Source organism: Maritimibacter dapengensis, from assembly GCF_019218265.1.
Lineage (GTDB): Bacteria > Pseudomonadota > Alphaproteobacteria > Rhodobacterales > Rhodobacteraceae > Maritimibacter > Maritimibacter dapengensis.
This window is the reverse complement of sequence record NZ_JAHUZE010000002.1, coordinates 333,528-358,013: the sequence shown is the minus strand read 5'-3', so window position 1 is coordinate 358,013 and position 24,486 is coordinate 333,528. Positions and strand designations below refer to the sequence as shown.

At 62.0% G+C, this 24,486-nt stretch carries 26 protein-coding genes and 1 tRNA gene; 9 read left to right on the top strand and 18 right to left on the bottom strand.

Going from position 1 to position 24,486, the window contains the following annotated elements; all coding sequences use genetic code 11:
- From KJP28_RS08065 to KJP28_RS08035, 7 genes are all read right to left on the bottom strand, one after another.
- The gene (locus KJP28_RS08065; RefSeq protein ID WP_218392052.1) at positions 1-903 is read right to left on the bottom strand and encodes a dihydrodipicolinate synthase family protein; all 903 of its coding nucleotides are present in this window, start codon (positions 901-903) and stop codon (positions 1-3) included.
- 11 nt (positions 904-914) lie between these two features.
- Positions 915-1,622 (bottom strand): GntR family transcriptional regulator, encoded by a 708-nt coding sequence (locus KJP28_RS08060; protein ID WP_255552274.1) that lies wholly within the window; start codon positions 1,620-1,622, stop codon positions 915-917.
- Positions 1,623-2,014: 392 nt separating this feature from the next.
- Positions 2,015-2,089 (bottom strand) — tRNA-Gln (locus KJP28_RS08055).
- 66 nt (positions 2,090-2,155) lie between these two features.
- Positions 2,156-3,490, bottom strand: coding sequence for a mechanosensitive ion channel family protein (locus KJP28_RS08050; protein WP_218392051.1), 1,335 nt, complete (start codon positions 3,488-3,490; stop codon positions 2,156-2,158).
- Positions 3,491-3,550: 60 nt separating this feature from the next.
- Positions 3,551-4,384, bottom strand: coding sequence for a 3-deoxy-8-phosphooctulonate synthase (gene kdsA, locus KJP28_RS08045; protein ID WP_218392050.1), 834 nt, complete (start codon positions 4,382-4,384; stop codon positions 3,551-3,553).
- 2 nt (positions 4,385-4,386) lie between these two features.
- Positions 4,387-5,961, bottom strand: coding sequence for a KpsE/RkpR family capsule polysaccharide export protein (locus KJP28_RS08040; RefSeq protein WP_336245316.1), 1,575 nt, complete (start codon positions 5,959-5,961; stop codon positions 4,387-4,389).
- A gap of 130 nt (positions 5,962-6,091) precedes the next feature.
- Positions 6,092-6,751: an ABC transporter ATP-binding protein gene (locus KJP28_RS08035; RefSeq protein ID WP_218392048.1), complete on the bottom strand. Its 660-nt coding sequence runs from the start codon at positions 6,749-6,751 to the stop codon at positions 6,092-6,094.
- Between the two features lie 323 nt (positions 6,752-7,074).
- Between KJP28_RS08035 and KJP28_RS08030 the strand changes: the two genes are divergently transcribed.
- Positions 7,075-7,659, top strand: a complete 585-nt coding sequence (locus KJP28_RS08030) for a uracil-DNA glycosylase family protein (RefSeq protein ID WP_218392047.1) — start codon at positions 7,075-7,077, stop codon at positions 7,657-7,659.
- A complete protein-coding gene (locus tag KJP28_RS08025) occupies positions 7,656-8,459 on the top strand; it encodes an SseB family protein (RefSeq protein ID WP_218392046.1) in 804 nt (267 codons plus the stop codon). The genes KJP28_RS08030 and KJP28_RS08025 overlap by 4 nt, the downstream gene beginning before the upstream one ends.
- A gap of 74 nt (positions 8,460-8,533) precedes the next feature.
- On the opposite strand, the gene KJP28_RS08020 is transcribed toward KJP28_RS08025, so the two are convergent.
- A complete protein-coding gene (locus KJP28_RS08020) occupies positions 8,534-8,974 on the bottom strand; it encodes a CAP domain-containing protein (RefSeq protein ID WP_218392045.1) in 441 nt (146 codons plus the stop codon).
- A 38-nt stretch (positions 8,975-9,012) separates the two neighbouring features.
- Positions 9,013-9,282 (bottom strand): accessory factor UbiK family protein, encoded by a 270-nt coding sequence (locus KJP28_RS08015; RefSeq protein ID WP_218392044.1) that lies wholly within the window; start codon positions 9,280-9,282, stop codon positions 9,013-9,015.
- 119 nt (positions 9,283-9,401) lie between these two features.
- Here KJP28_RS08015 and lgt point away from each other — a divergent pair, with 119 nt between their 5' ends.
- The 4 genes from lgt (at position 9,402) to KJP28_RS19905 (ending at position 12,427) form a co-directional block, all read left to right on the top strand.
- Positions 9,402-10,289 carry a prolipoprotein diacylglyceryl transferase gene (gene lgt / locus KJP28_RS08010; RefSeq protein WP_218392043.1) on the top strand — a complete coding sequence of 296 codons (888 nt, stop codon included), beginning with the start codon at positions 9,402-9,404 and terminating at the stop codon, positions 10,287-10,289.
- Positions 10,286-11,341 carry a class I SAM-dependent methyltransferase gene (locus KJP28_RS08005; protein ID WP_218392042.1) on the top strand — a complete coding sequence of 352 codons (1,056 nt, stop codon included), beginning with the start codon at positions 10,286-10,288 and terminating at the stop codon, positions 11,339-11,341. Before lgt ends, KJP28_RS08005 begins: the two co-directional genes overlap by 4 nt.
- Complete coding sequence (gene pgeF / locus KJP28_RS08000) at positions 11,338-12,096, top strand: peptidoglycan editing factor PgeF (protein WP_218392041.1); 759 nt, start codon at positions 11,338-11,340, stop codon at positions 12,094-12,096. The genes KJP28_RS08005 and pgeF overlap by 4 nt, the downstream gene beginning before the upstream one ends.
- A gap of 208 nt (positions 12,097-12,304) precedes the next feature.
- On the top strand, positions 12,305-12,427 hold the full coding sequence (locus KJP28_RS19905) for a hypothetical protein (RefSeq protein ID WP_255552273.1): 123 nt from the start codon (positions 12,305-12,307) through the stop codon (positions 12,425-12,427).
- 61 nt (positions 12,428-12,488) lie between these two features.
- Here the strand turns inward: KJP28_RS19905 and KJP28_RS07995 are convergent, their stop codons facing one another.
- The 3 genes from KJP28_RS07995 to KJP28_RS07985 form a co-directional block, all read right to left on the bottom strand.
- Positions 12,489-12,869: a hypothetical protein gene (locus KJP28_RS07995; RefSeq protein ID WP_218392040.1), complete on the bottom strand. Its 381-nt coding sequence runs from the start codon at positions 12,867-12,869 to the stop codon at positions 12,489-12,491.
- A gap of 201 nt (positions 12,870-13,070) precedes the next feature.
- Complete coding sequence (locus tag KJP28_RS07990) at positions 13,071-13,922, bottom strand: glycoside hydrolase family 25 protein (RefSeq protein WP_418887923.1); 852 nt, start codon at positions 13,920-13,922, stop codon at positions 13,071-13,073.
- An 84-nt stretch (positions 13,923-14,006) separates the two neighbouring features.
- Positions 14,007-14,747, bottom strand: coding sequence for a L,D-transpeptidase (locus KJP28_RS07985; protein WP_255552272.1), 741 nt, complete (start codon positions 14,745-14,747; stop codon positions 14,007-14,009).
- Between the two features lie 277 nt (positions 14,748-15,024).
- Here KJP28_RS07985 and KJP28_RS07980 point away from each other — a divergent pair, with 277 nt between their 5' ends.
- Entirely contained in the window at positions 15,025-16,977 is a 1,953-nt protein-coding gene (locus tag KJP28_RS07980; protein WP_218392038.1) for an FAD-dependent monooxygenase, read from the top strand.
- Positions 16,978-17,042: 65 nt separating this feature from the next.
- Here KJP28_RS07980 and KJP28_RS07975 read toward each other — a convergent pair whose 3' ends face one another.
- Entirely contained in the window at positions 17,043-17,249 is a 207-nt protein-coding gene (locus KJP28_RS07975; RefSeq protein ID WP_218392037.1) for a cold-shock protein, read from the bottom strand.
- 166 nt (positions 17,250-17,415) lie between these two features.
- Positions 17,416-17,916 (bottom strand): Lrp/AsnC family transcriptional regulator, encoded by a 501-nt coding sequence (locus tag KJP28_RS07970; protein WP_218392036.1) that lies wholly within the window; start codon positions 17,914-17,916, stop codon positions 17,416-17,418.
- Between the two features lie 189 nt (positions 17,917-18,105).
- Here KJP28_RS07970 and trxB point away from each other — a divergent pair, with 189 nt between their 5' ends.
- Positions 18,106-19,092: a thioredoxin-disulfide reductase gene (gene trxB, locus KJP28_RS07965; protein WP_218392035.1), complete on the top strand. Its 987-nt coding sequence runs from the start codon at positions 18,106-18,108 to the stop codon at positions 19,090-19,092.
- Positions 19,093-19,174: 82 nt separating this feature from the next.
- Here trxB and KJP28_RS07960 read toward each other — a convergent pair whose 3' ends face one another.
- A complete protein-coding gene (locus KJP28_RS07960; protein ID WP_218392034.1) occupies positions 19,175-20,239 on the bottom strand; it encodes a DUF1963 domain-containing protein in 1,065 nt (354 codons plus the stop codon).
- 310 nt (positions 20,240-20,549) lie between these two features.
- Between KJP28_RS07960 and KJP28_RS07955 the strand changes: the two genes are divergently transcribed.
- Positions 20,550-22,271 (top strand): bifunctional sulfate adenylyltransferase/adenylylsulfate kinase, encoded by a 1,722-nt coding sequence (locus tag KJP28_RS07955; RefSeq protein WP_218392033.1) that lies wholly within the window; start codon positions 20,550-20,552, stop codon positions 22,269-22,271.
- A gap of 96 nt (positions 22,272-22,367) precedes the next feature.
- Here the strand turns inward: KJP28_RS07955 and KJP28_RS07950 are convergent, their stop codons facing one another.
- From KJP28_RS07950 to KJP28_RS07940, 3 genes are all read right to left on the bottom strand, one after another.
- A complete protein-coding gene (locus KJP28_RS07950) occupies positions 22,368-23,333 on the bottom strand; it encodes a YihY/virulence factor BrkB family protein (RefSeq protein ID WP_218392032.1) in 966 nt (321 codons plus the stop codon).
- 112 nt (positions 23,334-23,445) lie between these two features.
- Positions 23,446-23,700, bottom strand: a complete 255-nt coding sequence (locus KJP28_RS07945; RefSeq protein WP_218392031.1) for a hypothetical protein — start codon at positions 23,698-23,700, stop codon at positions 23,446-23,448.
- 104 nt (positions 23,701-23,804) lie between these two features.
- Positions 23,805-24,404 (bottom strand): rhodanese-like domain-containing protein, encoded by a 600-nt coding sequence (locus tag KJP28_RS07940; RefSeq protein WP_218392030.1) that lies wholly within the window; start codon positions 24,402-24,404, stop codon positions 23,805-23,807.
- Positions 24,405-24,486: the final 82 nt, after the last annotated feature.

Genomic DNA, 24,486 nt, shown 5'->3' with positions numbered 1-24,486 from the left:
TTACTCCGCTTCGATCTCGGCCACGGTGCGCTTCAGCACGCGCACCACCTGTTCCAACTGCCGCTTGTCATCCTTGTTGAGCGCGCGGAGCGGCGGACGCGGCGGCCCTGCGTAGTGACCGCTCATCTCACATCCGTATTTCACGCATTGAATGAACTTCCCGCCCTGCTCCAGCACCCGCATGAGCGGCATCATCGCCGACATGATCCGCCGGCCCTTGTCGAAATCGCCTTCCATGACACACGCACGGTGAAGCGCCACATGCTCGTCAGGAAGAAAGTTCGACCCGGCGCAGACCCAGCTGCGCGCACCCCAGGCGAAGAATTCCAAGGCCTGATCGTCCATCCCGCAGGACATCTGGATATGGGGATAATCACGCGCCAGAAGATGCACACGGTTGATATCGCCGGAGCTTTCCTTAATCGCGACAACGTTGCGCGACCGACCAACCCGGTCGAGAAACTCTTCGCCCATCTCGATGCCCATGCGGCCCGGATAGTTGTAAAGCATGATCGGAAGGTCCGCCGCCCGGTCGATGGCAAGCGTGTTCAACGCATTCTCCCGTTCGGTCGGCACCGAATACGGAGGCGACCCAACGAGGATCGCGTCGGCCCCGATCTCGGCCGCGTGCTCGGCCATGGCAAGACTGTCCTCCAGGCGGATCGCGACCGTGCCGACGACCAATGGCAACCGCCCGTCGATCACCTCCTTGGCGCAGGATGCGAGGGACTTTCGCTCATCCATCGACTGGGCGTAATACTCGCCAGTGGAGCCACCGTTGATGATGCCATGCACGCCGGACGCAATCAGATGCTCGATCTGGGCGGCAAAAGCATCGCGGTCGATGCTGCCGTCGTCGCCGTAGGGCGTGATGACCGGCGTGTAGATGCCATCGAACTTCATGGCGGACCTTTCTATCTCAAGCCGCCAGGCGCCTGCCCCAGCGGTATTTCCATTCCGTCAGGGGTGACGAAGCTTTCGATTTCAGAACGCGACAATTCCCAATGTGCGATGGCCAGCTGACCGGACGCCTCGGCATCACCCGCCTCGATCAGATCGATAAACTGGTCGTGCTGGTCCGCGGCAACACTGCGTTCTTCCGCCAGCTTCACATTGCGCGGATTGTAGAAGGTCATCGCAATTCGCGTGTGGTCGATCAGGAGCCGCCGGAGACTCGGCATCAGGAACTCGTTGTCCGCCATCTCTCCGATGATCGCGTGGAAACGCTGGTTGGTCAGCGCCCGGGCCGCGGCATCCCCGTCGCGGATCGCCTTTCGGAAAAGCATCTGGGTATCCTTGAGCCGCATGATCTGCGCCTGCGTGGCGTGCTGAGCTGCAAGCCGCGTCACAGCCGCATAGAGCATCGGGGCCGCCACGAAGAAATTCCTGAGCGTCTTGTGCGTCATCGGGGCGACCTGAGCGCCGCGGTTCTTTTGAAGCACGACGTATTCTTCGCCCGCGAGTTGATAAAGGATCTCCCGGATCGGCGGACGAGACAAGTCATACGTCGCGGCCAACTGCGACTCGTCCAAATACGTGCCGGGCTCGAGGTCCTGCGTCAGAATTCGCCTGCGCAGGTCCTCGAGGGATTGCATTTTCTTGGACTTCGCGACCTCGACCAAAAGAGCCTCCCACACCCAAAAGTGCTTACGGGTGTATCGTGAACCGGGACATCCATTCGATCGCAGGCACCATCCACCCTGTTCTCTTTGTAGGCTCAAAAAATACATATTGTCTACAATAGATTTTGGCGCACCCGCATTGCGAAGGCTGTGCGTTGAGTCGAACGGGAACAAGTCTCAGTCGAACAACAACGGGGACCTAAGGTAGAGCATCACCGCGAGACGGATGATTGCTGGCGAGCTTTCGAGGTGTTTGAAGACAGATCGTTCGGTCCAGGCCAACGCAAGAGACCGCCCTGCCCGGCTCAAATTTTGTTCCCCGGACATACCCCGTACTGAAGCTTGGCCAAAATCCCCGCAGGTCGTCATGCTGGAAGTGAGACGGGGGTGGGTGGCTGGGGTGGTAGGATTCGAACCTACGATACACGGTACCAAAAACCGCTGCCTTACCACTTGGCTACACCCCAACGGTGCGCGTGTTCCTACTCAAACGGGAAATGGCCTGCAAGCCCAAAGTTACGCGAAATGCGGGGCTATTCCTTCGCGGCGTCCGCGCGCAGGAGGTCTTCGTCCTGCTTCGCTTCTCTTTCCCCGGTGACGATGGTCTCCAGGTCCTGTTCCAGCGTCGCGGCGACGTCCTGCACTTCCGTTTCCGCAAGTATCTCTGCGGCTGCACTTTTCGCTTCGACTTCGGTCGCGGCGTCGAGGTCGGTGGTCAACAGGCGGTAGGTGGGTTCGGGCATCTCGATCCCTGCCGCCTCGAAGGCGATGAGCACCTGCCGGATCGCCTCGGACCGCGCGACAAGCAGGCCCGTTTCGCGTTGGTCGATCCAGGCGGTCAGACGCAAACCGATGTCGGACCCTCCCAATTCGGTGGTCCAGACGGAGACTACGGGATGGGCGAGAACGAAGGGCAAACCTTCAAGCGTCTTTTCGGCCAATGCCCGTGCTTCGGCCAGATCGGTGCCATAGGCCACGCCCATGTCGAAAGCGAACCGCCGCTCGGGGTTGCGCGTGTAATTCACGATTCGGGCTTTGAAGACGGTCGCGTTCGGGATGCGGATGTGGTTGCCGTCAAAGCTCAGAAGGATGGTCGCGCGACTGGTGAGCCGGATCACCTTTCCCTCGTCGCCATTGATCTCGATCGCGTCGTTCGGCGCAAAGGGCTGACGGATGGACAGGAGAACGGAAGCTATGAAGTTCTCGACCGTATCGCGCACCGCGAAGCCAATGGCCAACCCGATGATCCCCGCCGCGCCCAGGATGGTCGATAAAAGCGCCGTCGCCCCGAGGATGTCCAGCGCCACCACGGTCGCCGCCACGATGGACGCGATACGGATCACGGCACGCAGGATTTCCGCGATGAAGGCATTCGGGGCGATCCGGTCCCACGGCTGTCGGCGCCGCGCGATGAAGAAGCCGATCCAGAGGACGATCGCGAAGGCGACCGCCGCAACTCCAAGCAGCGGCAGGAACGCGATCGTCTGCCAGAACCGTGTCTGAACGCGCTCGACCAACGGCGTCAGGCGCTTCGCGACATCCGTGGACATGGTCACTTCGTTCTCGATCGCGACGACGCCTTCGACTCGGCCGACCAGATCGTCCAGCTTCTCGGCCTGGCTTAGCTCCAGAGTGGTGCCGCGCAGGGTCACGATGCCCGACCGCACCTGAACGGTCACGTCCTCATACCCGTCCAGTTCGCGGATGATATCGCGGATCTTGTTGGCGATTGCCGCATCCTGCTGGCTTCGTGCCGTGGACGTGCCCTCGCCTGTGTGGATGGTGCCGTTCTGCGCGAGCGCGATCTGTGGAAGACCGGTCGGAGAAATGATCAGGATGAGAAATAAGACGGTACGAAAGAATGCCATGAAAATCCCCTTGGCACGGACGCTATCGCGCGAACCCGCTCTTGAAAACGCCTTTGTCCGTCACGGCATGATCCGTCGCGCCTTCGCAACGGCGTCGAGGGCCGCGAGGTCGGCGATCAGGTCCGGCATGGCGTCGAGTTCGATCATGTTGGGGCCGTCACTCGGTGCGGCATCCGGGTCCGGGTGCGTTTCAAGAAACACGGCCGCCACGCCAACGGCCACGGCGGCGCGGGCCAGGACCGGCGCCATACTGCGGTCTCCGCCGGACGATCCACCCATCCCGCCCGGGGCCTGAACGGCGTGGGTTGCGTCCATGACAATTGGATAGCCGGTCTGCGCCATGATCGGCAGGCTTCGCATGTCCGCGATCAGCGTGTTGTATCCGAAAGAGGCCCCGCGCTCGGTGAGCAGGATGGCGTCGTTCCCGGTCCTCGCGACTTTTTCGGCCGCATGCGCCATCTCCCAGGGAGCGAGGAACTGACCCTTCTTGATGTTCACGGGCTTGCCGGTTTCCCCTGCCGCGACCAGAAGATCGGTCTGACGGCAAAGAAAAGCCGGAACCTGAAGGATGTCCACGACCTCCGACGCGCTCTGCGCCTGCTCCGGCGTGTGCACATCCGTCAATACCGGCACCCCGAGCCGCGATTTGACACCTTCCAGCTGGAGGAGTCCCGCCTCGAGTCCCGGGCCACGCGCGCCGTTCGCGGACGTCCGGTTCGCCTTGTCGAAACTGGCCTTGAAGATGAAGAGCATGTCATGCGCTTCGCAGAGGCGCAGAAGCACCTCCGCAATCCCCAGCGCATGGTCCAGACCTTCGAGCTGGCAAGGTCCTGCAATCAACGCGAGCGGTAAATCGTTTCCGATCTGCCGCCCGGAAATACCAATGTGGCGCATCACTAGCTCGTCACCTGTTCCCGAAGGATCGACGCCGTGATCGAGATCATCAGGTAAATCCCGGCGAAGACGAGGAACGCCAGCAACGTGTTTTCAAATGCACGTGGATAGGTCGGCTTGTCGGGAGCTACCGGGTGCACGCCCATTTCAAGATACCGGGTCTGTTTGTTGGCTTCGATCCGCGCGGTCTCCAGCTGTTGCAACGCTTGCTGCATGAGCGCCGTGCGCGTTTCCAGGTTGGTCTGCGCGATCGCCAGCTGGCCCGACACCGATGCGAGGCTGTTCTGCCCACCACCGCCCTCTTCGGTAAGCTTGGCCCTGAGGTCGGAGATAAGCGACTCAAGCCGCCTGATATCGCCCCGAACGCCTTCGACCCGCGCTTGGTTCGGTCGCGTGTTGTCCAGCAATTGCTCCAGTTGCAGGCGCTTTTGCTGAAGCTGCGTCTCAAATGTCGTGACCTGCCCCATGACCGACGTCGCATCGGAGGTCGGGTCGAATACGCCCATGCTTTGCTGAAGTCGCAGGACTTCGGCCTGAGCCGCCAGCATTTCCTGCTCGGCGTCCTCATAGCTTTCCCGCGCGCCGGCCATCTGATCCTCACGCAGGCGCTGTGTCAGGTTGTCCACCCGCTGCTCGGCGTAATTGATAAGGGCCTCTGAGAATGCGGCTGACGCTTCGGGCGACGCGGCCACGACTTCCATCTTCACGATCCCCTCGGTCGGATCGAAGCCGATCTTCACGTTCCGTTTGTAGATTTTGTAGGCATCTTCGTTGGACGCTTCTCCATCGAGCCGTTGGATCGGGTCGATGCTGGCTTCCGAGAAGTGCGTCTTGAAACCGAGATCGGCGTCGAGCCTGAGCATCGCGTCCCGCGACGACAGGTAAGACTGCACGGTGATCGAATCTTGTGATGTGGCCAGCCCGGACCCCGCGAACAGGCTCGACATCGCCGTGCCGCCGCTTTCCGCTTTCTGGATCACGAACTCCGACTTCGTGGCATACATCGGCGTGGCCACGACGTAAAAATACCATGCCGCCACGAACGTCGGCAAAAGCACGAACGCGGCGAGGCGCGTCGCCAGCAGCACGAGCTTCTTGCGGCGCCGGCGCACGATGGCTTCCTGCATTTCCTGGATCGACGCGGCCCGCTCGGCAGCGTCCATGACCCGCGTCGACGGCACCTGCGGCGCACCCGCGGGAATGGTCTGCGGGAGTTGAACCCTGGGCTCCTGGCTCTGCCCTTTGGATCCTTCGTCGGCGGTGACGAGTTGCAGCATGTTCGCGGCCTGAAACGGGTCGATCCCGGACCGCCGCAAAAGACGCACGGCATCGTAATCCGAAGTCGCCGGTAGCCCGTGCTTCTGAGCCACGCGTCGCGCCATGCGAAGCTGGCGTCCGGTCAGACCTTCCTGCTTGATCGCCGCGATTTCCGCTTCCGGTGCCGGGCGTTGTTCGGCTGCGCGGCCCGGCTCCTGCGGGGCTTGTGAGGAATTATCGGCTGCGGCGGACCCCGGAAAAGGTCTGTTCCCGAAACCGTCCTCTCGCGGGTTCGCCGCAAGAGCCTCCATCTCGTTCATGTCCCGCGCGGCCTGGTGCCCCGTCGCACGCGGCGGGTGCGGTGCCGCCTGACGCGGTCCCCCAGACGAAGGCATGGCCCGGGAAGCATCCGCCCCCTGCGCGCCTGCCGGGCGGCGGATGCGGAATTTCCTAGCCTTGGGTGGAGTAGTCATAGAGCTGTTTCGCTTCTTCCAAGGAATCGAACATAAAAAGCTGCCCGTGATGGAGCACGGCGGCAGTTCGGCAAAATTTCTCGAGCGTCTGCGCCTGGTGCGAGACGATCACCACAGTCGCGCTTTCAAGCCTTTGGCGCAGCACGTTTCCGGCCTTCCGGTTGAACTCGGCATCCGTCGTTTGCGGCATCCCTTCGTCGATCAGGTAGATATCGAAGTCCAGCGCAAGCAACAGCGCGAAAGTGAACCTCGATTTCATACCGGACGAATACGTGCCGAGCGGGAAGTCGTAATACTCTTCCAGACCGCAAAGCCATCGCGTGAAGGCTTCGATATAGTCCGGGTCCAGCCCATAAAGCCGCGCGATATAGCGCGCGTTCTCTTTCGCCGAGAGTTTCGAGACGACACCGCCCATGAAACCCAATGGGAACGACACGCGGCTGGTGCGCCGGACCTCACCCTCGTCCGGCTTTTCCAGACCCGCCATCATGTTGATGATCGTGGTCTTGCCGGTTCCGTTCGGGGCGAGAATACCCAACGAATTGCCCAACTCGACGCGAAACGAGGCATGGTCGAGGATGACCTTGCGCTGCTGCCCCGTCCAGTAGGACTTTGATACGTTGTCGAATTCGATCATTCGAACCCCGGTGACTGCCGATTGCCCCGTACCCGATTAGCCGGGTTTTGTTAAGGATAAGTCATAATTACCCAATTGGACCACATTATGTCTGATAGGCAGTCTGTTTTACAACGACTTGTCGCCGATTGAGGCGCAAATTTGGCGTTTTTCGCTGAGCGTTGCTTCGAAACACGAAACAATCGCCCCCGATTGCGCGCAAAGCGTCAGGGCTGTTTCTGATTTGTTAACAATCGCAAGGCGCTGACGCGCGGACGGTGTTCCAGACGCGACCCTGCCATGCACACCTTTGCCCGGTCGCTCCGACACCCTAGATTGACGGTATGACGCGCCTAACCTCGAAGATTTCCCGTTGCCGCATTTGCGCGGACCGCTTCAAGGCGACACGGACCGCGCACGCCCCGCGGCCGGTCGCCTGGTTCGAAGAAACCGCAAAGCTCAGGATCATCGGGCAGGCACCGGGGATGCGTGTCCACGAAACGGGCCTTCCGTTCAACGATCGGTCCGGAGATCGGCTGCGCGATTGGATGGGCGTCGACCGCGACACGTTCTACGACCGAAGTCTTATCGCGATCACGCCGATGGCGTTCTGTTTCCCCGGCTATGACGCGAAAGGCGCGGACCTCCCGCCACCCCGCATCTGCGCTCGGACCTGGGCTGACGCCGTGGATGAATTCCTGTCTCCCCGTCTGACGCTCGTCATCGGTGGATATGCCCAGAAGCACCACTTTTCTGGCACACGGACGTCCGTGACGCAAACCGTCCGCGACTGGCGCGACCATCTTCCCCGGACTATCCCCTTGCCTCACCCGTCGTGGCGCAATACCGCATGGCTCAGAAACAACCCCTGGTTCGAAGACGAACTCCTGCCGGTCCTGAAAACGCAAGTAGCCGAGGCAATCGCATGAATGACACGACACGTTTGGATCAGGCGTATGCCGCGATGCAGGCCGATCTCGAGGACGACGCCGCCCGGCTCGAGTTTTACGAGCGGCTCGCGGATGGCGAGTTGTTCCTTCTTCTGAAATCTGAAGTCAACGGCGATCATCTCGACCCCGAAGTGCTTGATCTGTCCGGCGACGAAGACCTGCCGCCGGATCAATACGTTCTGGCGTTCGATCGCGAAGATCGGCTCGCTACCTTTGCAGAAGGCCCGGCGCCGTATGCCGCCCTGCCCGGTCGCGTAATCGCCGCGATGATGACGGGATCAGGCCTTGGCCTCGGCGTGAATCTCGGAGCGCCGTCGTCCATCCTCATTCCGCCCGCTGCGGTCGACTGGCTCGCCGAAACCCTGGGCCCCGCGCCGGAAGAGGTCGAAGGCCAAGTTCAGTCGCTGAGCGCACCCATCGATCTGCCCGAGCGTTTGTTGAAGAGTTTTTCCGAAAAACTCGTCACCGCCGCGGGCATCGCCGATCATGCCACCTTGGTGCGGGCGACCTATGACGATGGTTCGACCGGTCTCGTGCTTGCATTCGCGGATTGTGTCGCGGGTGCGCAGCCCGCGTTGGCGCGTGCGGCACAGGAAGCGATGACATTCTCAGGCACAGAAACGCGTCTTGACGTAGGGTTCTTCGTCACAGGCGATGAAGCGCTCGCACGGATTGACCGGGTGGGCATCCGGTTCGACATACCCAAGCCGACCCCGACGGAAAGCCCGGTTCGCAAGGCGCCCGGATCGGACCCCGACAAACCGCCGATCCTCAGATAGGGATTTCAGTTTTCGAACATACCGGCGAAAATGATGAGTCGTTTCCCGAAAATCCTAGAACTTTCCCAACACACTTATCGCGGTGCGGCGTAAACCATGACCCAGACGAGACGCCCCTGTAAAAGGGCTACGCCGACGCCGTAGTCCTGTATGCCGTTGCGAAGCAGGTTGTCGCGATGCTGTCGGGACCCCATCCATTCGGATACGACCTGCCGAGCGGACCTTTGCCCCATGGCGATATTCTCCGACGTCAACGACGACCGATACCCTGTGGCGGAAATGCGTTCACTCGGTTTGGAACCACCGGCTCCGGTGTGGCCGAAATCGCCCCCCAGCCCGATCCAGCAGGCGTGACGTTGCGCGGCCTGATCGAGCCGCGCGTTCCGGCGAAGCGCCTTTCGACCCGAATTGCGCCGCTGCTCGTTCACCTGGCTGCCAGCGTCGGCCAGCAGCGCCGCGCCGTTGGGCGGCAGGTCACAGGCTGCTGCCGGCATCGCAATGACAAATGCGATCAAGGCCGCAGCGGCCGACGATATCGGCGCCCCGGTTTTCCTCAGGGCTTTTTTGTCGAGGCCTTCGCTTTCACACCCGCCTCCAATGTTTCGATCCGCGCCTTGAGCGCTTCATTTTCTTCACGCGCCTTCTGAGCCATCGCGCGCACGGCGTCGAATTCTTCTCGCGTGACGAAATCCCGGTCCGCGAGCCAGCGGTCGATCATCGACTTCATCGCGGTTTCCGCTTCGGTGCGGGCACCTTGCGCCACTCCCATCGCATTGGTCATGAGTTGGGACAGATCGTCGAATACCTTGTTTCGGGTTTGCATGGTTTTCTCCTGCTTGCGTCCCGACGCGAGACACTCCTTGCGGATATATATGGTCTTCACGCGGTCGAATCACAACCGGACCGTTGACACCGGCGCAGCCCCGTCGCACGAACCAAACCATGTTGGCCGCCATACAGTTCCCCGATATTTCGCCCGAGGTCTTCGCCATCGACCTTTTTGGGCTGCATCTTGCCGTCCGCTGGTATGCACTCGGGTATATCGTCGGCATTGCGATCGGCTGGTGGATCATCCGCATGGCGATCACCCGGCCTCGTCTCTGGGCCGGTGGCGAGCCAGCGATGACGAAGGCGCAGCTCGAGGAACTCGTGACCTGGATGGTCGCCGGGATCATTATCGGCGGGCGGCTGGGTTTCGTGCTTTTCTATCAACCGGCATATTACCTCGCGAACCCGCTCGACATCGTGAAGCTCTGGCAGGGCGGCATGTCATTCCACGGTGGCTTTCTTGGCGTTGTCGTCGGCGTGATCCTGTTTTCGCGGAAATTCGGTCTGGTGACCGCCTCGGTCGCGGATCTGCTGGCGATCGCGACCCCGCCGGCGCTCGGCCTCGTGCGCAGCGCGAACTTCATCAACGGCGAATTGTGGGGGCGCCCGACGGACGCGCCTTGGGGCGTGATCTTTCCAGGCCCCGCCGCGCAATCCTGCGCCACCGCTGCCGGCCCCTGTGCCCGCCACCCGTCCCAGCTTTACGAAGCAGGTCTCGAGGGTCTTCTGCTCACGATCATTCTTTTGACCCTCGCCTTTGCGGCAGGCTGGCTGAAGCGACCCGGCATGCTCGCGGGCTTGTTTTTCCTCGGCTACGGGCTCGCCCGAATGTTCGTGGAAGTCTTCCGGCAGGCCGACCCCCAATTCATCACGCCGGACAACCCGCTGGGCCATGTGATCAGACTCGGCGAGCTGGGCCTGACCATGGGACAGCTCCTGTCACTGCCGATGGTGCTGGTCGGGATCGCGACATTAATCTGGGCCGCTCGTCGCACGACATGAGCCTCGCCGACCTCCTCATCGCCCGGATCAGGGAAACCGGCCCGCTCACCATCGCGGATTACATGGCCGAGTGTCTGCTGCATCCGCGCTATGGCTATTACACGACGCGTGATCCGTTCGGTGCCAAGGGCGATTTCACGACCGCCCCGGAGATCAGCCAGATGTTCGGTGAATTGATCGGTCTGGCACTCGCGCAAGCGTGGATGGACCAGGGCGCACCGCGTCCCTTCACGCTTGCGGAGCTCGGTCCGGGCCGGGGAACGCTCATGGCCGACATCCTGCGCGCGACGGCCTCTGTTCCCGGGTTTCACGACGCCTGCGAGATCGCCCTCGTCGAAGCCTCGCCAAGCTTGCGGGCGCGACAGGAAACCACGCTAAAAGGCTATGACATCAATTGGTTGGAACAGGTATCCGACCTTCCCGATGGGCCCCTGTTCGTCGTCGCGAACGAGTTTTTCGATGCGCTCCCGATCCGTCAGTTCCTGCGCGACGACGAAACATGGCGCGAACGTCAGGTGGGTGTGAAGGACGGCGCATTGGCGTTCGGGCTGGGAGGGCCGACCGAACAACCGGCACTCGCGGCCTGGAGCGACGTTTCCTTGGGCACGTTGATCGAATTGCGCCCAGCCGCGAATGCGGTGATCTCCGAACTCGCCGCGATGATCGCGGAGCATGGCGGCGCGGCGCTGATCGTGGATTATGGAAGTTGGGGTGAACCGGGAGACACGTTTCAGGCTCTGCGCGCCCACGAAAAGGTCGATCCGCTGGCCACGCCCGGCGCGGCCGACCTCACCGCGCATGTCGATTTCGCAGCCCTCGCGAAAGCCGCTTCGGCGGTCAGCCACGGATTCGTGACACAAGGCGTTTTCCTAGAACGGCTGGGGATCACGGCACGCGCACAAGCGCTCGCCTCCAAGCTGACCGGGGAGCCGCTTACCAGTCACATCGCCGCGCATCGCCGCTTGACGCACCCTGCCGAAATGGGTGAGTTGTTCAAGGTGCTGGGCCTTGTCGCGCTCGGCGCACCGATGCTGCCGGGGTTCGATCCATGAGCTTGGAAATCCTCACCTCGCCCGCGTTGAAGGGCGTGACCCATGGGTTCTTCACCCGAAAAGGTGGAGCATCCTCAGGGGTTTACGCGGGTTTGAATTGCGGCGGGGGATCGGGCGATCAGTCTAACGCAGTGGCCCTGAACCGGGCCCGCGTGGCCGATGCGATGGAGGTCCCGCACGACAAGCTGGTGACGGTCCACCAAGTCCACTCCCCCGATGTCGCGGTGATCGACGGCCCACTCGACGGAGACAAGCCCAAAGCGGATGCGCTGGTCACGAACCGCGCAGGGATTGCACTCGCCATCCTCACTGCCGATTGCGAACCGGTGCTGTTTGCGGACCCGGCAGCCGGCGTGATCGGAGCCGCTCATGCCGGATGGAAGGGCGCTATCGACGGGGTGCTCGAAGCGACGTTGGACGCCATGGAACGTCTTGGCGCGACACGGGAAAACACGACCGCAGTCATTGGGCCGACGATCAGCCAGTCAGCCTATGAAGTCGGACCCGAATTCTTCGAGCGCTTCATGGACGAAGACCCGGACTACGGGCGATTCTTCGCGGGCGGCGAAGGCGACCGGATGCAGTTCGACCTGCCCGCATTCGGTCTGTATCGGCTCCGTCAAGCCGGTGTCGGCAATGCGGAATGGACGCGGCATTGCACCTATGCGGATGCTGACCGGTTCTATTCCTACCGCCGGTCGGTCCATCGCAAGGAAGCGGATTACGGACGCTTGATTTCGGCGATCCGGCTCTGATTTCCACATATGTATCGCGTATGGAACACGTATGGCATGCGTATGGATGATGTGCGCACCCTTGCGTGGACCTGAACCCGAGGCAAGGCCCCCTGAGCGGTGGCGACCCGGCACCAACTTTCCCTTATGCCGCCCCATCCTCGCCCCAATCCGCCGCCTAGATGTCTGCATCGACAAGAGACATCAATCGTGGCGCAAGAGGCCTGACATGACGAAGAAACAACGCTGGATCAAATCCATCATCGCAACCGCCGACGACGCGACCGTCGCCTTGCCGTTTCAGCGCGGAAACCGTGACACGGCCGCGGAGCGGGCAAAAACCGCCGCCTGATCCCGTCAGCGACGACCTGATCCAAATGGCCGCCTCACAGGGCGGCCTTCGTGTGTCCGGTTCAGAAGTGGGCCTTCGGTTCGTCCGGTCGACCTGCTGCGATGGCGAGTATCCCGCCTACGAGTGTGAACCCGATCGGGAACATGGTGAACACGCCAAACCCAAAGGCGTAATAGATCAACCCGCCTGCGAGCAGCATCAGGACACCGCCCCATAGAGCCCTGATCCGCGCCATGGCGCCGCCAGCGATGGCCAGAAGCGGCCCCACGAAACTCGCCATGCGGAGCAATCCGGTGTTGTCTGGCTGGCGCAGCACTTCATTGGCGAAGTCGCCGAGTTCGTCTTGGCGGGCAAGTAACTCGGTATAGCCGAAGTTGAAGAAACCGACGATCATGGCGATCACGCCGCCGATCAAGCCGAGAGTAAGTGCTGCGTTGCGCAAGGTTTTTCTCCTGTTTTCGTGGAGGAGGATATGGACCTCGCGCAGGCATGTTTCAACTGCGAGGTGCCAAGGCGGCGCTATTCATTGACGCAGATGGTCGGTCTGAGAACCCGGGCGCGGAAGGCACCAAAAAGGGTCACGCATGCGGAGCTATGCCCTGGCCGATGATGCGACACCGCTGCCCCGCTCGCCTCTCGACCTTCACGGCTGGCGGCGGGTCGCATACCACGCCGCCCAGCTTTCCGGGCTGCCCGCAAAGGCGTTCAAGTCCACTTTGCCCTTCACCCCGCGCGCGACGCCGGTGCCGGTGTATTGCCAGAACGTCCAACGCTCTTCCGGGTAGCGCTCCGACGGATGGGCCGCAACCGAACGCAGCCAGAATTCCGTCCCGGCGAGCGAGCCGAGCGCGTTGTGTTCGTAGAAATCCGGCGTGACGTAGACCACGGGACGCGTGCCGTAATGTGCCGCGACGATGGCTGAGAACTCGCGAATATTGGCGCGGACCGTCTCGGGATCGGGGCGCGCCTTGCACGACGATTGATGGTTCCATTCCATGTCGAGCACGGGCGGGAGATCCCCGGGCTGCCGATTGACGTTCTTGATGAACCATCGCGCCTGCTCGGCCGGCTCCCGGCAGAAATAGTAGAAGTGATAGGCCCCCACCGGGACCCCCGCTGCACGCGCCTTTGGCGCGTTGATCGCCCAGCCGGGGTCGAGGTGATCGCCACCTTCCGTCGCCTTCAGAAATGCGAAGGACACGCCGTTCGCGCGTGCGGTGGCGAAGTCGATCTCGCCCTGATATCGCGACGCGTCGATGCCGTGGATCGGGTAGTTCGACGGACGGATCTGGTGGTCGCGCCATTCGATCGGGTCCACGTCACCGAAATTCGATGGAATACCAAAGGCCGGATAATTCTCGGGAAACAGCGGTTTCGGCGCGCCCATGCGCGGGCCGCCGGACCCTCCCCCACAGGAAATCAGGACGAATGCGAGCAGCGCGACGAGCGCGGGGCGGAGGAGATGCACGAGAGCCTGTTCCCTGATCCAAAACACAATTGCGCGCCACCCTAGGGGCGGCGCGCGTGATTTGGATAGTGCGAAAATGCGTGGCGGGCGGGAATGCGCCGCCCGTCCCGATCACATTGCCGTGGCCGTGGTCGGTGCCGTCCACTGGTTCATCTGGCTTTGGCTCAGCACCACGACGCGGGTGCCTTTCGGGGTGTTTGCATAAAGGTGTATCGCATCCTGGTTGAACATGCGGATGCAGCCGCCGGATTCCGTGCCGCCAACGGTCCACGGATAGGGTGTGCCGTGGATGCGGAAGAGCGTGTCGCGCCCGCCCTTGTAAAGATAGAGCGCCCGCGCCCCGAGCGGGTTTTCCAGCCCGCCCTCGACGCCGCCCGCGACCGGGCGATACTTTTCGGGTTCACGGCGCAGCATGTTCCGGGTCGGGGTCCAATAGGGCCATTCTTCCTTGCGCGACACACGCGCTTCGCCGCGCAGACCGTAGCCCGCCTTGCCGACGCCGATGGTATAGCGCATGGCCTCGTTCGGTCCCGAAATCAGATAGAGCTTCCGCGCATAGGGATCGACGACAATCGTGCCTTCCGCATAGGGTGCGTAATACGGCACATATTGGCGTTTGACGTCTTCGGAGAGATACTGGCGCGAAATGGCGGGAACCACGAAGCGACCGTCGTCGAATTCGCGATACATTGAAGCGGTCTTGGACGAAATCGTCGGCAGCACTTCACCATCGGCGGTGTAGGCCCGGCCAGCATTGCCGGTGTCGGTTGGAACGGTCTCGCAGGCGGCAAGGGCGAGACCCGCGAATGCGAACGCAATGAGTTTGGGCGCAGCCCGGCGCAAAAGTTTCAATGTATGTCCCCTCGTGGTGCACCCGCAGCGGCAGAGAAGGATTGCGGGCGGAAAAGTCTTTGTCTGAGGCCAGTTAACCGGCAACAAGCATAGATTCGCAACGGGCATCGCGCAAAATTGTTCCAACGGCCACGATTTCCGTGCTGGTCGTGCAACGGCAACCGGCCGTAATTCAGCACGAACAAAGTGTTAGTATGCATACATACTTTTTCGTTGACTCGATATAGTAAGTATAGATACTAATCTCCTTGAGACCTGCAATATGGGAGGAGAGACGATGCAGTATTACGTGGACGGATTTCGACCGGGCGACCCCGACATCAAGCCTGCGGCCACAAACGCGCCAGCGCGTGGCGCGGCGCGTGTTCTGCCGGAGGAGGTCGACGTTCTGATCGCCGGTTGCGGTCCTGCGGGTCTGTGTCTTGCCGCCCAGCTCGCCCAGCACCCGGAATTCACCACCATGATCGTCGAGCCCAAACCCGGCCCTATCGAGAAAGGTCAGGCGGACGGTGTGAACGTGCGCTCGATGGAGATGTTTCAGGCCTTCGGGTTCGCGGACACGGTCAAGCGGGAGGCTTACTGGGTCAACCAGACGAACTTCTGGATGCCCGACCCCGCCAATCCCGCGCATATCCGGCGCGTCGGGCGACAGCAGGACGTGGCGGACGATCAATCAGAGATGCCGCACACGCTGATGAATCAGGCGCGCATTCATGAACTGTTCCTGAATGTCGCGCGGAACGCTCCCACACGGCTCGAGCCGGACTACGGGCTGGCGGTGCAGACGCTGGAGGTCGACACCACGACCGAGGATCACCCGGTCAAGGTCACGCTGGAACGTGCGGATGGGACGGCCCACACCGTCCGGGCGAATTACGTCGTCGGCGCGGATGGCGCGCGGTCGAACGTGCGCAAGGCGATTGGCGGGCAACTTCACGGCGATGCGGCGCACCAGGCCTGGGGTGTCATGGACATTCTCGCCAATTCCGACTTTCCCGACATCCGCATGAAGAACCTCATCACGTCGGCAACCGAAGGGAACGTGCTGATCCTGCCGCGCGAAGGCGGATATCTCTTCCGCATGTATGTCGAGCTCGACAAGCTCAATCCGGATGAGCGCGTGGCCAATCGCAATCTCGACGTATCCGACATGATCGCGGCGGCGAACCGGATCATGGCTCCCTATTCCATCGACGTGAAGGAAGTGGTGTGGTGGTCGATCTACGAAATCGGACATCGGCTGACCGACAAGTTCGATGACGTGCCGGAAGGTGAGACGGCGACGCGAAATCCGCGCGTGTTCACCGCCGGCGACGCCTGCCATACCCATAGTCCGAAGGCGGGTCAGGGCATGAACGTGTCGATGGGCGACACCTTCAACCTTGGCTGGAAGTTGGTGTCCGTGCTCAAGGGCCGGTCCGACCCGTCGCTTCTGCACAGCTACACCGCCGAGCGGCGGACCGAAGCGAAGCGGCTGGTCGAAACCGATCACAAGTGGGCGCGGATCATGTCGGCCCCGGTGGGCGAGAGCGAGTTGGACGGTGGTGACATGCCGCGGTTCCAGAAGCATTTCATCCAGAACCTCGAGTTCACCGGCGGGCTGGCCGTGCAATACGACTCGTCGGCGTTGACCTCGGGTGACGCCCGACAATCTCTGGCGACAGGTGAGCCGATCGGCAAACGCTTTCATTCCGCCCCGGTCGTGCGGGTTGCGGATGCGATGACGATGCAGCTTGGCCATGTGGCCGAAGCGGATGGGCGCTGGCGGATCTATGCTTTCGCAGGTGAAGGCGACGACGGCACACAGGGCGGGGAGATCGCGGCGCTCTGCGATTGGCTCGAAACCGACCCTGCGTCACCGGTTGTGCGTTACCGCCGCGCCGATGAGGACATTGACGCGGTCATCGACCTCCGCGCGATTTTCCAGCAGAGCTTCGACCGGATCGAGCACAACGCCCTGCCCTCGCTCCTGCGTCCCGAGACGGGCGCGCTCGGCCTGCGTGATTTCGAGAAGGCATTCTGCGTGGATCACAAGTCCGGGCACGACATCTATGACATGCGCGGGATCGACCGAGCCAAGGGCTGCATGATCGTGGTGCGACCGGATCAATACGTGGCGCATATTCTGCCGCTTGATGCCTATGGCGATCTCGCTGCGTTCTTCGCGGGCATCCTTCTGCCGCAAGACAATGCGGGTGCGCCTTCGGAGTTGAGTGCCGTCTCGGCCTGACACCGCCGAAAACGAAAACGGCAGGGCCTGCGCCCTGCCGTTTCCTGTCAAATTCCGGTCTTCGCTCAGGCGAGTTCGAGGCTGCCTGCCGAAGAGCGGCCATCACGGCCGGATTCGAGCTCATAGGTCACGGCCTGACCGTCCTTGAGTTCGGAAAGACCGGCGCGCTCTACCGCCGAGATGTGAACGAAAACGTCCTTGCCGCCGTCCGACGGCTCGATGAAGCCGAAGCCTTTGGTGGCGTTGAACCATTTCACGGTGCCATTGGCCATCGTGTTTACTCCTGTTTATGGGCCGCCCGCAGTATGCGGCGGCGTGGCTTCTTCAGTTCTTAGAGGCAGACTGAAGCCGATCAGGAAACAGGTGCAGTAGGAAAGAATGTAGCCTCCCTCCCCTACGTGGTCTCTGCCCATTTGGCAAATCAAATCGGTTCTGGGTCTATGCCTGAGCCGTCATCCGCGCTTCGAGCACGTCGAAGGGCACGCCGGGCTCATGTTTTGCGTCGCGGATCACCAGCGACGTCTTGACGCTCGCCACGTTGTCGGCGGCGGTCAGTTCTTCGGTCAGGAAGGTCTGGAAGGTCGACAGGTCGGGCGCGACGCATTTCAGGATGAAATCCACCTCGCCGTTCAGCATGTGGCACTCGCGCACGAGCGGCCATTCGCGGCACCGGGCCTCGAATGCCGACAGGTCTGCCTCGGCCTGGCTCACCAGCCCGACATTGGCGAACACCTGCACCTCGAAGCCCAGCGCGCGGGCGTCGACCTCGGCATGATAGCCCCGGATATAGCCCGCCTCCTCCAGGGTGCGAACGCGCCGGAGGCACGGTGGCGCAGAGATCCCGACACGTTTCGCCAATTCGACATTCGTCATGCGGCCATCGGCCTGCAATTCGGCAAGGATCATCCGGTCGATCGGGTCGAGTTTAGAGGCAGCCATATCCCTTCCTTCTTGATTTGCCGAACCTTACCCACGACCGGCCAGCCACGCAATAATATTTCGCATTTGCGCAAGATCATGTCCTGAGCGATCAAAATTGTGCGAAAACTGACAGGCTGACGCAGGGGGTTCCGGGTTCGGGCCTGCATCCCTATATCGGTGTGAACCACCGAATAAGAGGGATTCGTCATGTCCGGAACGCATCACACCCGCGTGCTCATCATCGGCTCCGGCCCGGCCGGGTATTCCGCAGCCGTCTACGCCTCGCGCGCCATGCTCAAGCCGATTCTCGTGCAGGGGATGGAACCGGGCGGGCAGCTCACCACCACGACGGAAGTCGAGAACTATCCCGGATTCACCGAGATCCAGGGCCCCGAATTGATGGTCAACATGGAAGCCCACGCCAAGGCGATGGGGACCGAGGTCATCACCGACATCATAACTGATCTGGACCTGTCCAAGCGGCCTTTCGTCGCCAAGGGCGATTCCGGCGCCACATATGAGGCCGACGCGGTGATCCTGGCGACCGGCGCACGCGCCAAATGGCTTGGCCTCCCCTCGGAAGAGGCGTTCAAGGGCTTTGGCGTATCGGCCTGTGCGACCTGCGACGGGTTCTTTTATCGCGGGCAGGAAATTCTTGTCGTCGGCGGCGGGAATACGGCGGTCGAGGAAGCGCTGTTTCTTACCAACTTCGCGTCGAAGGTCACCGTGGTCCACCGTCGCGACGAATTCCGCGCCGAGAAGATCCTGATCGACCGGCTAGAAAAGAACCCGAAGATCGAAGTGATGTGGGACCATGTGCTCGAGGAAGTTACCGGCACCGACATGCCCAAGGGCGTCGAGGGCGTGAAAATCCGCAATGTGAAGACCGACGAAGTGAGCGAACTCGACGTGAAAGGCGTGTTCATCGCCATCGGCCACGCGCCCGCCTCGGAACTGGTGGCCGACCAGCTCGAAACCCACCACGGCGGCTACGTGAAGGTCGAACCGGGCTCGACCCGCACGTCGATCCCCGGCGTCTTTGCGGCGGGCGACCTGACCGACCACGTCTACCGTCAGGCCGTGACCTCGGCTGGCATGGGCTGCATGGCCGCGCTGGACGCCGAGCATTGGCTCGCCGAGCAAGGCGACGCAGAGCCCGCGGCTGCGGTGGAAGCGGAAAAGGCCCCGGTCTGAACCGAGACACAGAAGAAAGAATGCGACGCCGCGCTTGAAGGAGCGCGGCGTTTTTCATGCAGGCCGAGCGAGGCAGGCAAGATCAGGTCTGCTGATACAGCTGTTGGACGCCGCGATAATCCTGCGCCGTGAACCCGTCCTCCGGCACCATGAAATAGGTCTGCCCATCCCCGGCGAGGTATTGCGTTCGCGTGCCGAGAAACCCCTCGCCAGCGCAGGAAAACACCTGCCGCCACGATACCTTGCCCGGCGTCAGCCCAGTGGTGCGCAAGGCCGGATCGAGATCATATTCCGGGCTGTCCTGGATCACCTCTGGCCAACCGCCCAGCATATCTCCGAAAGTGCCGGACCGCCCGGTATAGGGCGCGCCGGTCAGCTCCTCGCTAGGGTCACGAATCCAATCGCTGACCTCCTCGTGCCGGGGTTCGGCCCAATGATAAGGCACGCTCACCGCGTTACGCGGCAGCAGCCGTTCACATTGATCCGCCTCGTAAATCGCGATGTCGGGCCAGCGCGTATTGATATAGGACCGCAGCCGGTCGGGCGGTGTCGCGCGCTGGAGGTTTTCCGAAAGCGCGAAGTGGTGGATCTGCGCCCCGCCCGCCCAATGGGTGGTGTCGATGAAGATCGACAGCAGCCCGGACACGGGAAGTGCCGGATCGAACCCCTCCATTCCAGAAAGCGCATCCAAGTCGATCTGCGCAACGAATGCCAGCGGGAAGGCCCCGTCGAGTGCGTCGATTTCGGCGGCCTGGTCCTGTCGGACGCTTTCGATCACCGAGGGTGGCTGACCGGCGCGCAGCGTCTCTTCGACATCCGGGTCCATGCCTTCCCAGAAACTGGCCGGCATGTCGTCATAATCGGCGCCCGTAAGCGAGCGGATCGTATGCTCATGCGCCCGCCGCAGATCGGAGATTATCCCGTCAGCATCAGCGGGCCGCGCGCGCATCGGCCAGTCCATGCCCGACGGGAGCGCCGGCCAGCCTCCCATACGACTGGTCCTGAGCGCCGCGTCGTCATCCGGCACCTGCTCCCGGTCGAAGCAGATGCAAGGCAGCGCTGTGGCCGCAACCATTTCCGCCTGCCGCGCCAGTCCGGCGGCCGAGAGGGAACGGATAAGCGCCTCGTGATCTTCGAACAATGGCATTGAGAACTCCCGGTCATTGTGCCGCCCCGACCGTCCCGCAACGCACCGCTCATGTCCAGCCCGGGCCGGCCAGCCGAACCAGAAACAAACATACGGTTTTTGTGCCCTGCGCGCGAACGGAACAGGCGTGCGACGCGACAATTCGGGAACGTGCGCCCGAATTGTCGCCGCACCGCAGCATAATCGCCTTCTTTGGGTTCGACGGAGGCACGAGTGGCTTGCCTTCCACCGAGAGAAAGCGTTACACGCCGCCCAGAACGCCGCATGGCCAAACGACCGATATTAGACGCTGAACAAAGGCATTTTCCGCATGTTGCCAAATCTTGCACCCATCACAGAACTCTACGTCTCTTACGAGAGCGCCCAGAAGCTCAAGGTGGAGGCGGCCGACCTGGTGTCATGGGACCTGACACCACGTCAGATCTGTGACCTCGAACTCCTGATGAATGGTGGGTTCAACCCGCTCAAAGGGTTCCTGTCGGAGGACGACTACAACGGCGTGGTCGAGAACATGCGCCTTGCGGACGGGTCGCTTTGGCCGATGCCGATCACGCTGGATGTTTCCGAAGAATTTGCGGAGGGGCTGGAGGACGGCCAGGACATCGCGCTGCGCGACCAGGAAGGTGTGATCCTCGCCACCATGACCGTCACCGACAACTGGGTGCCGAACAAGGCAAGAGAGGCCGAGAAGGTCTTCGGTGCGGATGACGACGCGCACCCGGCGGTGAACTATCTGCACAACAAGGCCGGCAAGGTCTATCTTGGCGGTCCCGTCACCGGCATCCAGCAGCCGGTGCATTACGATTTCCGTGCCCGCCGTGACACGCCGAACGAGCTCCGCGCATTCTTCCGCAAGATGGGCTGGCGTCGCATCGTGGCGTTCCAGACCCGTAACCCGCTTCACCGCGCGCATCAGGAACTGACTTTCCGTGCCGCGAAAGAGGCCCAGGCCAACCTTCTCATCCACCCTGTCGTCGGGCTGACCAAACCAGGGGACGTGGACCACTTTACGCGCGTGCGTTGCTATGAGGCGGTGCTCGACAAGTATCCGGCCTCGACCACGACGATGTCGCTCCTCAACCTCGCCATGCGGATGGCCGGCCCGCGCGAAGCCGTCTGGCATGGCCTGATCCGCAAGAACCACGGCTGCACGCACCTCATCGTCGGACGCGACCATGCAGGCCCCGGCAAGAACTCGGCCGGTGAGGATTTCTACGGGCCATACGATGCGCAGGAACTCTTCGCCGAACACGCCGAAGAAATCGGCATCGAGATGGTCGACTTCAAGCACATGGTCTATGTGCAGGAACGTGCGCAATACGAGCCGAACGACGAGATCGAGGACAAGGACGACGTCACTATCCTCAACATCTCAGGCACCGAACTTCGCCGCCGTCTGTCGGAAGGCCTCGAGATCCCCGAGTGGTTCTCGTTTCCCGAGGTGGTCGAGGAACTGCGCAAGACGAAACCGCCGCGCGCCAAGCAGGGCTTCACCGTCTTCTTCACCGGCTTCTCCGGCTCCGGCAAATCGACCATCGCCAACGCGCTCATGGTCAAGCTGATGGAGATGGGAGGGCGCCCCGTGACGCTGCTGGACGGCGATATCGTTCGGAAGAACCTGTCGAGCGAGTTGGGCTTCTCGAAAGAGCACCGTGACCTCAACATCCGCCGTATCGGCTATGTCGCGAGCGAGATCACCAAGAACGGCGGTATCGCCATCTGCGCGCCGATCGCGCCCTATGCCACGACCCGTCGTGCCGTGCGTGAGGACATCGAGCAATTCGGGGCTTTCGTAGAAGTCCACGTCGCCACGTCGATCGAGGAATGCGAACGCCGCGACCGCAAGGGGCTCTACAAGCTCGCCCGCGAAGGCAAGATCAAGGAATTTACCGGGATCTCGGACCCTTACGACGTTCCGCAGAACCCGGAGCTTTCCGTCGAGACCGAGAATGTCGACGTCGACAACTGCGCGCATCAGGTGATCCTGAAGCTCGAGTCGATGGGGCTTATTTCCGGTGAATGGTCGCTCTGAGCCGACGTACACCGAGACAGGAAAAGAAGCCGGGGCCGATACGCTCCGGCTTCTTCGTTATGGGGTCTTGTCTGCGATAAGAGCGGCGCGGTGCGCTCAGGTTTTTTCGGCCTCCGCCTCACCGCGCGCGCGGCCGATATTGTCGGCTTTGAAGGCCCCTCGCTGCCCGGCAGGTCGCTCCTTGCCCACGGTGCTGTCGCGCCGGGTCTGGGCTTCGAGTTCGGCGTCGAACAGGGCACCCAGCAGGATGACGAACGCGGAAATCCAGAGCCATGTCAGCAGGACGATCACGCCAGCCAAGGTGCCGAAGGTTTCGTTGTAGCTGCCGAAATTCTGGATGTAGAAGCTGAACCCGAGCGTGGCGAGCACCCAGAGCACACAGCCGAGCGCCGCCCCCGGCGTGACCCAGCGCCAGAGCGCATTGCGCCTGTCCGGACCGAACCGGAACAGCACCGAGATGCCGAGCAGACCGAGTGCGAACATGATCGGCCAGCGCAGCCAGTTGGCCAATGTCTGAAGCGTCTCGCCCGCGCCCACCCATTCGAGGCCCGCAGGGATTGCGGCCACCACGATAACGGCCACGGCAAGACCGAGGATGAGGGCGACGGTGAGCGCGATGTTCAGAAGCTTGAGCTTCACGAAGCCCCGCGTCTCTTCTTCTTCGTAAACCGAAGTCAGACCCTGAACCATGCTGCCCGTCCCGTTGGAGGCAGACCACAGGGCGATCAGGACCGAGACGATGGCGGCAAGGGTGAGCGCCCCCTCCTCTGCCCCGGCAACCTCGGCGATTTGCGCGGAGATCAACTCGGCGGCCGAAGCCGGCACAGCTGACAGGAGCCATTCGGAACGGTCGGCGAGCAAACCGGGGTCCACCGCGATGCCAGTGAGCGCGACCGCAGCCGTGATGGCGGGAAAGAGAGCGAGGAGGCCATAAAACGCGATGCCCGCCGCGATCAGGCCGAGTTTCAGCGGCCCCAATCGTGCCCAGCATCGCGACAGCACGTCGAGATACCCGGCGGTTGGAATGGATCGCGGTCGATTGGCGTCACGGCCTCGGCTCATGTCAGACTCCCTTCGGGACTCAACACGGGAAAGGCAGGTGGGTTCCGATCATGGGCGTCCGCCGAGCGCCGAACCCCGCGGACGTGTGGTCAGGAGGTCGATCTTGCGGTCGTTACGCCTTGTCGTCGTCCTCGTCCCGTCGCGCGTCCGGGTCGTTGAAATTGTCCGGGTCGTACTCTTCTGGGTCGAAGGCGTCTTCATCTTCTGCGATGCCGGTGACGTGGGTGGTTCCGGTCTCTTCATCATACGCAAGCCCGTAACTGGCACGGCCTTCGGATTTGTAACGCAGGTATTCGTGCACCCCGGCGTAGATGAAGGCCAGCGCGAAGGGCGTCAGGATCAAGGCTGCAATCAATCGAGCTTCCATAGAAGCGGTCCTTTGCGGTCTCGTTCGTCTTTGGATTACCAGACTCAACGCAGATGATGCGTCGCAAGGTCCATCGGTATAACCACGACTGCGGCAGGATGGGCCTACTCGTTTTTCACGGTCAATCCCAGCATCCGCCACATCTGCATTCCACCGCGGTAGTAGAATATTTTCTCGGCCGGGAAACCTGCTTCGATCATGCGGCGGGCGGCGGTGGGAGATTGGCCGCACCACGGGCCGTTGCAGTAGAGCGCGACGGATTTCACGTCCTCGCCGTCGCAGATCCAACCTTCGAAATCCGGTTCGCATCCGAGTTCACCGAGTCGGTCGGCGGCTTGGGTGTAAGGGACGTTGACTGCGCCTGGGATTGCGCCGGTGTCGAAATCCGGTTGAACGCGCCCGTCGATCACTACGATGTCGGGGTCTTGCAGAAATTCGAACAGTTCGATTTCACCGATCGGGGTTACACCCGGAGCGGGGACCATCGGTTGGATGCAGAAATTCGGACAGGGACGTGCAATGCGGGCAAAATCGCCAGTGATGACGGCCTCGTTGTCTTGTTCGCGCATGATCTCGACGGGTCCGTTCGGAGCTTCGACCGTGACGCTCATCATGTCGGGCGTGATGCCCACCGGGTCGGCGAATGCCACGTTGGCAGTAAGGCTCGCCGTTACCAGAATTGCGGATGTCAGTGCACGGGCCATGCTTCGATACCTCTTGATGATTCCTGTCGCCTCAGTTTTACATAACAACATTCGATTGTGGGAATTCATTCACCACCGTGAC

Coding starts and splice junctions, on each gene's coding strand:
- KJP28_RS08035 (WP_218392048.1), bottom strand. CDS start 6,751: ATGATCGAATTCGACAACGTATCAAAGTCCTACTGGACGGGGCAGCAG.
- KJP28_RS08065 (WP_218392052.1), bottom strand. CDS start 903: ATGAAGTTCGATGGCATCTACACGCCGGTCATCACGCCCTACGGCGAC.
- kdsA (WP_218392050.1), bottom strand. CDS start 4,384: ATGCGCCACATTGGTATTTCCGGGCGGCAGATCGGAAACGATTTACCG.
- KJP28_RS08030 (WP_218392047.1), top strand. CDS start 7,075: ATGACGCGCCTAACCTCGAAGATTTCCCGTTGCCGCATTTGCGCGGAC.
- KJP28_RS08005 (WP_218392042.1), top strand. CDS start 10,286: ATGAGCCTCGCCGACCTCCTCATCGCCCGGATCAGGGAAACCGGCCCG.
- KJP28_RS07960 (WP_218392034.1), bottom strand. CDS start 20,239: ATGCCATTGTTCGAAGATCACGAGGCGCTTATCCGTTCCCTCTCGGCC.
- KJP28_RS07980 (WP_218392038.1), top strand. CDS start 15,025: ATGCAGTATTACGTGGACGGATTTCGACCGGGCGACCCCGACATCAAG.
- KJP28_RS08025 (WP_218392046.1), top strand. CDS start 7,656: ATGAATGACACGACACGTTTGGATCAGGCGTATGCCGCGATGCAGGCC.
- KJP28_RS07945 (WP_218392031.1), bottom strand. CDS start 23,700: ATGGAAGCTCGATTGATTGCAGCCTTGATCCTGACGCCCTTCGCGCTG.
- KJP28_RS07975 (WP_218392037.1), bottom strand. CDS start 17,249: ATGGCCAATGGCACCGTGAAATGGTTCAACGCCACCAAAGGCTTCGGC.
- KJP28_RS07970 (WP_218392036.1), bottom strand. CDS start 17,916: ATGGCTGCCTCTAAACTCGACCCGATCGACCGGATGATCCTTGCCGAA.
- KJP28_RS08015 (WP_218392044.1), bottom strand. CDS start 9,282: ATGCAAACCCGAAACAAGGTATTCGACGATCTGTCCCAACTCATGACC.
- KJP28_RS19905 (WP_255552273.1), top strand. CDS start 12,305: ATGACGAAGAAACAACGCTGGATCAAATCCATCATCGCAACCGCCGAC.
- pgeF (WP_218392041.1), top strand. CDS start 11,338: ATGAGCTTGGAAATCCTCACCTCGCCCGCGTTGAAGGGCGTGACCCAT.
- KJP28_RS07950 (WP_218392032.1), bottom strand. CDS start 23,333: ATGAGCCGAGGCCGTGACGCCAATCGACCGCGATCCATTCCAACCGCC.
- KJP28_RS07940 (WP_218392030.1), bottom strand. CDS start 24,404: ATGGCCCGTGCACTGACATCCGCAATTCTGGTAACGGCGAGCCTTACT.
- KJP28_RS08050 (WP_218392051.1), bottom strand. CDS start 3,490: ATGGCATTCTTTCGTACCGTCTTATTTCTCATCCTGATCATTTCTCCG.
- KJP28_RS08040 (WP_336245316.1), bottom strand. CDS start 5,961: ATGAACGAGATGGAGGCTCTTGCGGCGAACCCGCGAGAGGACGGTTTC.
- lgt (WP_218392043.1), top strand. CDS start 9,402: ATGTTGGCCGCCATACAGTTCCCCGATATTTCGCCCGAGGTCTTCGCC.
- KJP28_RS07955 (WP_218392033.1), top strand. CDS start 20,550: ATGTTGCCAAATCTTGCACCCATCACAGAACTCTACGTCTCTTACGAG.
- trxB (WP_218392035.1), top strand. CDS start 18,106: ATGTCCGGAACGCATCACACCCGCGTGCTCATCATCGGCTCCGGCCCG.